The 8,514-nt window shown below is 67.3% G+C and carries 9 protein-coding genes; 7 read left to right on the top strand and 2 right to left on the bottom strand.

The annotated features are described in order from the left end of the window. Positions 1-276: 276 nt before the first annotated feature. From ACTIGJ_RS10915 to ACTIGJ_RS10885, 7 genes are all read left to right on the top strand, one after another. A complete protein-coding gene (locus ACTIGJ_RS10915) occupies positions 277-867 on the top strand; it encodes an ANTAR domain-containing response regulator (protein WP_439640341.1) in 591 nt (196 codons plus the stop codon). A 21-nt stretch (positions 868-888) separates the two neighbouring features. After that, positions 889-2,142, top strand: coding sequence for a CmpA/NrtA family ABC transporter substrate-binding protein (locus ACTIGJ_RS10910; protein ID WP_439640340.1), 1,254 nt, complete (start codon positions 889-891; stop codon positions 2,140-2,142). Between the two features lie 268 nt (positions 2,143-2,410). Beyond that, the gene (locus ACTIGJ_RS10905; RefSeq protein WP_439640339.1) at positions 2,411-3,484 is read left to right on the top strand and encodes a DUF3034 family protein; all 1,074 of its coding nucleotides are present in this window, start codon (positions 2,411-2,413) and stop codon (positions 3,482-3,484) included. Positions 3,485-3,538: 54 nt separating this feature from the next. Continuing rightward, the gene (locus ACTIGJ_RS10900) at positions 3,539-4,015 is read left to right on the top strand and encodes a group I truncated hemoglobin (RefSeq protein WP_439640338.1); all 477 of its coding nucleotides are present in this window, start codon (positions 3,539-3,541) and stop codon (positions 4,013-4,015) included. 369 nt (positions 4,016-4,384) lie between these two features. Continuing rightward, a complete protein-coding gene (locus tag ACTIGJ_RS10895) occupies positions 4,385-4,933 on the top strand; it encodes an FMN-binding protein (protein ID WP_439640337.1) in 549 nt (182 codons plus the stop codon). Positions 4,934-4,935: 2 nt separating this feature from the next. After that, a complete protein-coding gene (locus ACTIGJ_RS10890; RefSeq protein WP_439640336.1) occupies positions 4,936-5,814 on the top strand; it encodes a PepSY domain-containing protein in 879 nt (292 codons plus the stop codon). Next, positions 5,814-6,869 carry an FAD:protein FMN transferase gene (locus ACTIGJ_RS10885; protein ID WP_439640335.1) on the top strand — a complete coding sequence of 352 codons (1,056 nt, stop codon included), beginning with the start codon at positions 5,814-5,816 and terminating at the stop codon, positions 6,867-6,869. The genes ACTIGJ_RS10890 and ACTIGJ_RS10885 overlap by 1 nt, the downstream gene beginning before the upstream one ends. 25 nt (positions 6,870-6,894) lie before the next feature. On the opposite strand, the gene ACTIGJ_RS10880 is transcribed toward ACTIGJ_RS10885, so the two are convergent. After that, positions 6,895-7,947: an ABC transporter substrate-binding protein gene (locus ACTIGJ_RS10880; RefSeq protein ID WP_439640334.1), complete on the bottom strand. Its 1,053-nt coding sequence runs from the start codon at positions 7,945-7,947 to the stop codon at positions 6,895-6,897. Further along, positions 7,944-8,513: an ANTAR domain-containing response regulator gene (locus ACTIGJ_RS10875; RefSeq protein ID WP_439640333.1), complete on the bottom strand. Its 570-nt coding sequence runs from the start codon at positions 8,511-8,513 to the stop codon at positions 7,944-7,946. Before ACTIGJ_RS10875 ends, ACTIGJ_RS10880 begins: the two co-directional genes overlap by 4 nt. Between the last annotated feature and the right edge of the window lies 1 nt (position 8,514).

The raw sequence follows: 8,514 nt of genomic DNA, 5'->3' as shown, positions 1-8,514 counted from the left end.
GGTGAAGGCGGCCGAAACCTACAGCCGCAGCTACGCCACGGCCGGAACCTACGAGTACAAGTGCGGCATCCACCCGACGATGTTCGGCTCGGTGGTGGTGGTGCCGTGATTTACGCGCCGGCCGCCGGTTCGCCGGCGGCCAGCGCCGCTGCTGGAGTCAACCTTGCAATGTCCAGGATGCCTGTGGAGAAGGACCCTACGGTCGATTCGGCGGTGGCCCTGCGGCCGGCTGCCATGCCGATCCGGAACCGCTCTGGTGGTGACACGAAAGCTGCGATGAAACACGCCAACCGAGGTTTGCGAGTGATGCTGGTCGATGACGACCAGACGCGCCTGGCCATGATGGAGCAGGCGCTGGTGGCGGAAGGACATGTCATCGTCGTTCGGCTGGATGCCCAGGCCGATCTGCTGGCCGGCGTGACCCTGCACCAGCCGGATGTGATCTTCATCGATGTCGATGCCCCGAGCCGCGACACGCTGGAGTCACTCGGCCAGATCAATCGCGAACGGCCACGGCCGATCGTGCTGTTTGCCGCGCGCAGCGATGCCGAGACCGCGCACCGCGCGGTTCATGCCGGCGTCAGCGCCTATGTTGTCGATGGCCTGCATCCGACGCGCCTGAGCGCGCTGCTCGATGTCGCCATCGCCCGCTTCGAAGTGCATCAGGCGTTGAGCCGCGAACTGCTCGCCGCCAATGCCCGGCTGGCCGACCAGCGCGACATCGAGAAGGCCAAGGGCCTGCTGATGAAGCGCCGCAAGATCGACGAGGAGGAGGCCTACGGCATGCTCCGCAAGATGGCGATGGACCGGAAGCAGCGCATCGGCGACTACGCGCGCCTGCTGCTGGCCGCGTCGGATGTGCTGTAGGCGCGAACGGAGGCCGCCACGATGATCAATGGACTGGAGAAATGCAGGATCCGCCTCGGCATGCTGCCGCTGGTGGATGCCGCGCCGCTGCTGGTGGCCCGCTCGTATGGCTTCTTCGCGAAGCATGGCCTGGAAGTGGAGTTGAGCGTCGAGCGCGCCTGGGCGGCGTTGCGCGACAAGGTCGCCGCCGGCGTGCTCGATGGCGGCCAGATGCTGGCGCCGATGCCGATCGCCGCCACGCTGGGCCTGGACGGCTTCGCGGTGCCGATGGTCACGGCAATGGTGATGAGCCTGAATGGCAACTCGATCACCGTATCCAAGCATCTGCATGCGCGGATGAGCCGTCATCTGCCGGATGTGGCCGATGCCGGCGCCGCCGCGATCGCGCTGGCCCGGGTGATCGAGGAGCAGCGCGCCAGCGGTGAACGGCGCCCGGTATTCGCGCATGTCTTCCCGTTTTCGGCGCATCACTACGAGCTGCGCATGTGGCTCGCCAGCGCCGATATCGATCCGGACAACGATGTGCAGCTGTGCGTGGTGCCGCCGTCGCAGATGGTCAGCGAACTGGAGTCCGGGCGGATCGACGGCTACTGCGTCGGCGAGCCATGGAATGAAGTGGCGCTGCAGCGCGGTGTCGGCGTGGCGGTCGCCAGCAAGCACGAAATCTGGAACAACAGCCCCGAAAAGGTGCTCGGCGTGACCCGCGAATGGGCGCACGAGCATCCGAACACGCATCGGGCCATGGTCGCGGCGATGATCGAAGCGGCGCGCTGGCTCGACCAGCCGGAGAACCGGCTGGAGGCTGCGGCGCTGATGGTGCGCGACAGCGTGGTCAACGCGCCGGCCGCCAGCATCGTCGCCTCGCTGCGCATGCGCACCGGCGGCATCGTGTTTCATCGTGGTGCGGCAACCTATCCATGGCGGTCGCACGCGGTGTGGTTCATTCTCCAGATGCTGCGCTGGAAGCAGTGCTGGATGGCACCGAACTTCGCCGATGTCGCCAGCGACGTCTATCGCTGCGAAACCTATCGCGAAGCGGCTGCCCTGGTTGGCGAGCCGTGCCCGCGCGCCGAGTACAAATCCGAAGGCGCGCGCCATATTGGTTCATCGACCCCGTCGACCGACGGTGGATCGATCATGCTCGGCTCCGATGCGATGCTGGATGGCTCCATTTTCGATGCCGCCGATCCGCTGGGCTGGTTGCAGCTGCAGCGTCACGGCCATCCAGCCGTGGAATTCGCATCGCTGGAGTTTGCCAACGTGCGGCAGCCCTGAGCATTCAGTCTCGTTCGTCGATATTTCAAGCGTCATATCGATTGACATCAATGATTGGATTGGTTTGGCATGAGGTTTGCTGTTTAGAACACTGAAGTCGCTTTTGTTACGCAGTACACATAACGGACCCAGCCAATGCTGTCTGGATCCATGGACACCGAAGTCCACGCATAGGCAATGCAGCCTGCGCGTGGATTTTTTTTGGCTTTTTTCCGGTTCGGAACAATCGCCGCGCACCCGTGGGCACATCCAAAATCAAGGAGTCAGCATGAACGGCAACATCAGGGGATTCGGTATCAAGGCAGCCACAGTTCTCGCGTTCGGCGCGAGCATCGCGGCAGTTTCCAGCCCGGCACAGGCGGGCATCTACGATGCAGGCAAGGTGCTGGCCACCAGTGGCGTCAACATCACCGATGGTGCGGCGGGCGGTGGCATCACGCCGTGGGCCGTGATTGCCGGTTATGAAACCAACCAGGGCATCAACGGCAGCATCCACTACACCTACGCGAATCTGCCGAACTACAGCCTGAATTCGCTGGGCGCCGCGATCGGCTTCTATGATCGACTCGAACTATCGTACGCCTACGATCTGCTGCCGACCGGCAGCACGTTCAACACCGTGGGCCTGCTGACCAACACGCTGGCAGGTGTCGTCGTGCAAGACAGTGGCATCGATCCGTTCAACACGGCGATCCGCATGGATATCTTCGGCGCCAAGCTGCGCGTGATCGGCGAGTCGATCTACGACTCCGACAGCCTGATGCCGCAGGTGGCACTCGGTGGCTTCTACAAGATCAACCACAATCAGGAACTGATGAAAACGCTTCTGGCCAACAAGACCAAGGACTTCGAGGCCTATGTGGCGATCACCAAGATCTTCTTCCCGCTCGACCTGCTGGTGAACGTCACGGTGCGCTACACGGCAGCCAACCAGACCGGCTTGACCGGCTTCGGCGGGCCGAACAAGAACAAGCGCGAGTTTCGCCCCGAAGTGTCGTTTGCCTACTTGCTGGCGAAGAACATCGCCATCGGCGCCGAGTACGCAGCACATGGCAAGAACACCGATGGTCGCGGCGTGGCGGTCGGCGGCAACGTCGATACGTCGGTGCTGGGCTCAATCACTGGCGCGCTGAACAACATCGGAGTTGGCGGTCCGGTCGGAAATCTTGCGAACAATCTGAACGACACGCTGACGCAGCGCGAAAGCGATTGGTTCGACGTCTTCTTCGCCTACTTCCCGAGCAAGAATCTGTCGTTCGTCGCCGCGTACGCGAACCTCGGCAACATCACGCTGACCCCCAAGCAGACGGGTGCTTACTTCTCGGTGCAGGCGAGCTTCTAAAAGTGGCCGAAACCGGGTTCTACGTTGGTCTTCACTAATTGCAGGAGAAAGCACATGAAATCACTGAACAAGCTGCTGGCCGCCGGTGCGATGGGGCTACTGTCGATGTCGGCGTTCGCCGGCTCCGAAACCCCGGAAGGGAAAGTGCAGGCGACCTATCCGCCGATTTCCTCGGACGCCTACGAGAAGTTCGGCGGCAAGTACGGCATGGACCGTTGGGTGGAGTCGTTGTTCAAGTACATCATGCTCGACAACCGCATCAACTACATCTTCGCGGCGCACGGCAAGATCGATCGCCAGATCAAGCTCAACCAGCAGCTGGTGGCGGTGATGCTGGGCGCGCCGGGCGTGGAGTATCAGGGCGCCAGCATGAGCGCGGCGCATGAGGAAATGGGCATCACCCTGACGCAGTTCAACGCGGTCGTGGAAGACGCCTACCTGGCCTGCGAGGATCTGCGCACGCCGTATCACACCTGCAACCAGCTGATCGCCGCGCTGGCGCCGTTCAAGCGTTCGATCGTCACGCGCTGAGTACCGGCGATTGCGGTTTCCGCGATCCGATGTGATGGACCTGGCGGCGGCCCCCGGTGGCCGCCGCCGGGCTTCCCTGCCGGGTGATTCATGGTGTCTTCGCGGCGCGATCGTGCTGCCGAGACGCCATCAATGACCACGGCCCTGCAGCGCCCGCAGTCCGAAGATGGTTGCCTGAACGATGCCGACCCGTCGCCGCTCGACGGCTGTCGGCATCCTGCCTGTTCATCACGGCTCGAAGACGAGTTCCGGCGCATGAACGCACTGGACCGGTGGCGGAGACGCCGTCGCCGCCGCGCTTCACCCTGCATTCCGCCTACCGCCCCGAGACCGATGACGATGCCCATTCCACACGACCACGATTGCACGATGCCGCCCACCGGACGGCGCTCCCTGCTCCGATCGGCGGCCGGCCTGTTCGGTGCGCTGCTGCTGCCGAAGCTCGCCGTCGCCGGCGACGATCTGTGGACCACGTTCCAGACGCCGGCGGCTTTTCTGGCCGAGGCCTTCGGTGCGCCGCCGGCGCCCAGCGTGCTGGTACTCGACGCCGCCATGCAGGCGCAGATCGGCACCGTGTTTGGCCGCGCCTATCCGCAGTCGCAGCTGCGCTACTGGAAAGCCAACGGCCGCAGCGCCTGGATCCTGGACGACATCGGCAAACAGGGCTACCAGATCACCACCTCGGGCTTCGTGGTCAAGGATCACAGCATCGATTTCGCCCGGGTGCTGATCTATCGCGAATCGCGCGGCGAGCAGGTCGCCGAGGGTTCGTGGTTGAAGAAGCTCAGCGGCCGCAAGCTGGCGGGGACGACGCTCGACCAGAATGTCGACAACATTTCCGGTGCCACGCTGTCGGTGAAGATGATGCAGCGCATGGCCGCCACGGCGCTGGTGCTCGACACGCTCGCGAAGGCCTGACCATGTCCGCTCAATCGACGGTCGACAACAAGGCGCCGGTCGCTTCTGAAGCAGCGGCGGTGGCCATCCCCGTAACCGTTGCCCGCGCGGCGCCCAGCGCTCCGGCGAAGGCCAAGGCACGCCCGTCGCTGACGGCGCTGCTGCGCAAGTGGCATCAGCGCGTCGGGCTGACGGCGGCAGTGTTCGTGCTGTGGCTTGGCGCCAGCGGCACCATCCTGAGCCGCAGTGACCAACTCGGCTTCGATGCCATGCGGCTGAACTGGAACTGGCTCACCGCCTGGTACGGACTCAACGCCGAACCGCCGCGCATGGGCTTCGAGGCGGCCGGCCACTGGATGGCGGCGACCAAGGAAAACACGCTGCTCGACGCCCGCGAGGTCGAGCCGCGCATCGCGCCGCCGATCGGTCTGGTGACACTCCACGGTCCGACCGGCACACAGCTGGTGATCGGCACCGCCGACAGCCTGGTGATCACCAGCCCGGACGGGGCCCGGGTCGACGAGCTGCGCGCGCCGATCCTGCCGGTGTCGTCGCTGCGGCGGATCGGACGGACCACCGAAGGCGGCATCGCCGTGCAGGATTTCGATGCCTACGAAAGCCGCGATGGCGGCATCAGCTGGACGCCGGTGCTGCCGCAGTCGGTCAGTTGGTCGCAGCCGAAGCCGCTGCCGAGCGAGCAGCGCAAGGCGATCGAGCAGTTCGCCAGGCCGTCGGTGCTGGTCGAGCAGGTGCTGATCGATCTGCACAGCGGCCGGCTGTTCGGCCCTGTCGGGGCCTGGATCATCACGCTGGTCGGTCTGCTGGCGCTGCTGCTGTCGATCAGCGGTGTGTGGTCGTGGTGGCGCATCAAGCAGAGCCGCAAACGCGCGGCGCACGGCTGATGGCCGCCATCCAAGGCCAGGCCGCGCCGTACCCGGTCCGACTCCCGACACGCGTGCACGCCGTCAGCCACTTCCTGGCCCGCCAGACGACCTACCGGCAGCGCTTCCTCGCGATGGGCACCGAGGTGCTGATGACGGTCGCCGCCGACCGCCGTTCGAAGGCGGCGGTGGAGCAGGCGATGAACAGCGCGCGCCACCTGCTGATCGACTTCGGCCGTGAGGCCTGGGCCTGGGGCGAGGGCGCGCTGGCCCAGCTCAACCGGCGGCAGGCGGCGGGCCAGGTGGTGAACATCCCGCCGTCGCTGCACGGCCTGTTCGCCAAGGCCTGGGAAATCCACCGCAGCAGCGGTGGTCTGTTTGAACCCCGGGTCGCGGCGCTGGTGCGGCTCTGGGGCTTCGACGATCCGGCCCGGCTGCGCAGTGCGCCGCCCGATGCTGGCGAGATCGCCGCGTTGCGGGCGGCGCTGGCGGTGGCTCCGGATTACGACGGCGGCCCGCAGTACGGGCCGGCGCCGCAGACCGGCTGGGACTTCGGCGCGCTCGGCAAGGGCTACATCGTCGACCGCGCGATCGACAGCCTGCGCGCCGCCGGCTTTGGCGATGTCTCCATCGATACCGGCGGCCATGTCGCCACCCGCGGCACGCGCGACAACCGGCCGTGGCGCACCGGCCTGCGCGACCCGTTCGAGCAGGGCGAGCAGGCCTACGTGCTGGCCAGCCTGCAGGCCGGTGATGCTTCAGTGGTCACCCATGGCGACGACCAGCGCGGCTTCGAGTTCGAGGGCCGCCGCTATTCGCATCTGCTCGACCCGGCCAGCGGCTGGCCGGTGCAGGGTATGCGGGCGCTGACCGTGGTGCACGCCGACGGCGCGCTGGCCGATGCCGCCGGCGCCGCGCTGTTCGTCGCCGGTCGCGAGCGCTGGCCGGCGCTGGCCCGGGAATTGGGGCTGAACCGGGTGCTGGCGCTGCATGCCGATGGCAGCGCCTGCGCCACGCGTACCCTGGCCCGCGAATTGTCGTGGAAGCGGTCGATCGCGCTGACCGTGGTCGACTGAGCCGGCCGCAGGCCGCCGCAGCGCGCTACTGCAGCACCGGATGGCGCACCGAGGTGGCCCGCAGGGCGGCCGCGCGGTGCAGGCCGAGGCGGTAGCTGGACGCCACGGTGTCCTCGACCTCGACTGCCGCCGGCACCTGGCCGCAGCGTTGCATCTGCGCCAGGAACCAGCGGGCGTCGTCGTGGTGCGGCGAAGCGCTGGCGCTGGCGCCGAACACGATCTGTGCGGCCCGCGGATCGTCGGCGTCGTCGCGCAGCGCTTCGCGCACGCAATACGCCGGCACGTCGATCAGCCGGGCATCGACAAGCATCTGGCTGGCGTCGAGCCGGTGGCCCGGCTGTTCCAGCCAGCGCCCGGCGTCGATCAGCGCGGCGACCAGCGCCAGATGCTGCTCGCGGTGGCTGGCGGCCCAGTGGCGCGTCACCGCGAGCACTTTCTCGGCGCAGCCGGGCCGGATCAGGTGGGTGGCCAGCAGGCGCTGGCCGGCACCGGCCGCTTCGGCGGCGCTGCCCCAGGGCGCGCCGGCACAGTAGCCGTCGATCTCGCCGGCGCGCAGGGCATCCAGCATGCGCGGCGGCGGCACGACGGCAAGCGTCACCTCGCGGTCCGGATCGATGCCGGCCGAGAGCAGCCAGGCGCGCAGCAGGTAGTGGTGGCTGGAGAACGGGAACACGTGGGCGAACACCCGCTTCGGCCGGCCGGCGGCGCGGTCGGCCGCCAGCAGCCGCTTCAGCGCTGCGCCGGCTGCCGCCGGCAGTGGCGGCGGCTGATCGAGCTGCTCGAACAGCGCAGTCGACACGGTCAGCGCATTGCCGTTGCGCGACAGGGTCAGCGCGGTGTCGATCGGCACGCCGAGGCCGTCGGCGCCGAGATGCGCCGCCAGCGGCATCGGCGCCAGCAGCTGGGCCGCGTCGAGCAGGCTGGCCGCCAGCTTGTCGCGCAGGCTGGCCCAGGTGGTTTCGACCGACAGCCGCACGTCGAGCCCCTGGCCAGCGAAGAAGCCGCATTCGCGCGCCACGTACAGCGGCGCGGCATCGGCCAGCGGCAGCAGGCCGAGGTTCAGGCGCGGCCGGCTCATAGCAGTTCGGCGGCGGCGATCAGCGACCGGGCGACCTCGCCGAGCCGGAGATTGCGGTCCATCGCCAGGTTGCGGAGTGCGGCGAAGGCGGCGTCCTCGTCAAGGCCCTTGCGCTTCATCAGCAGGCCCTTGGCGCGCTCGATGTCGCGGCGGTCGGCCAGCCTCAGCCGGGTGCTGTTGAGTTCCTCGCGCAGCGCCTGGTAGTCGCGGAAGCGGGCGATCGCGACTTCGATCACCGGCGCCAGCCGCGCCGGGCTCATGCCGTCGACCACATAGGCCGACACGCCGGCGGCGACCGCGCGGCGGATGGTGTCGGGATCGCTGGCCTTGGCGAACAGCACGATCGGCCGGGGCCGCTCGCGACTGATCTGGCCGAGCGACTCCAGCGTGTCGCGGGACGGATTGTCGACATCGATCAGCACGATGTCCGGCTGCAGCCGGTCGACCGCCGCGGTGAGATCGGCCGCCGGATCGAGCCGGCCGACGACCTGGTGGCCGGCTGCCTGCAACGCTTCGTCCAGCAGGGCCAGACGGCCGGCATCCTCGTCAACCAGCACGACACGCACC

The sequence above is a fragment of the Nevskia sp. genome (genome assembly GCF_051860985.1).
Classification (GTDB): Bacteria; Pseudomonadota; Gammaproteobacteria; order Nevskiales; family Nevskiaceae; genus Nevskia.
The sequence above is the reverse complement of the archived record's forward strand: the minus strand, read 5'-3'. Positions and strand labels throughout refer to the sequence as shown.

Coding starts and splice junctions, on each gene's coding strand:
- ACTIGJ_RS10915 (WP_439640341.1), top strand. CDS start 277: ATGAAACACGCCAACCGAGGTTTGCGAGTGATGCTGGTCGATGACGAC.
- ACTIGJ_RS10910 (WP_439640340.1), top strand. CDS start 889: ATGATCAATGGACTGGAGAAATGCAGGATCCGCCTCGGCATGCTGCCG.
- ACTIGJ_RS10905 (WP_439640339.1), top strand. CDS start 2,411: ATGAACGGCAACATCAGGGGATTCGGTATCAAGGCAGCCACAGTTCTC.
- ACTIGJ_RS10900 (WP_439640338.1), top strand. CDS start 3,539: ATGAAATCACTGAACAAGCTGCTGGCCGCCGGTGCGATGGGGCTACTG.
- ACTIGJ_RS10895 (WP_439640337.1), top strand. CDS start 4,385: ATGCCGCCCACCGGACGGCGCTCCCTGCTCCGATCGGCGGCCGGCCTG.
- ACTIGJ_RS10890 (WP_439640336.1), top strand. CDS start 4,936: ATGTCCGCTCAATCGACGGTCGACAACAAGGCGCCGGTCGCTTCTGAA.
- ACTIGJ_RS10885 (WP_439640335.1), top strand. CDS start 5,814: ATGGCCGCCATCCAAGGCCAGGCCGCGCCGTACCCGGTCCGACTCCCG.
- ACTIGJ_RS10880 (WP_439640334.1), bottom strand. CDS start 7,947: ATGAGCCGGCCGCGCCTGAACCTCGGCCTGCTGCCGCTGGCCGATGCC.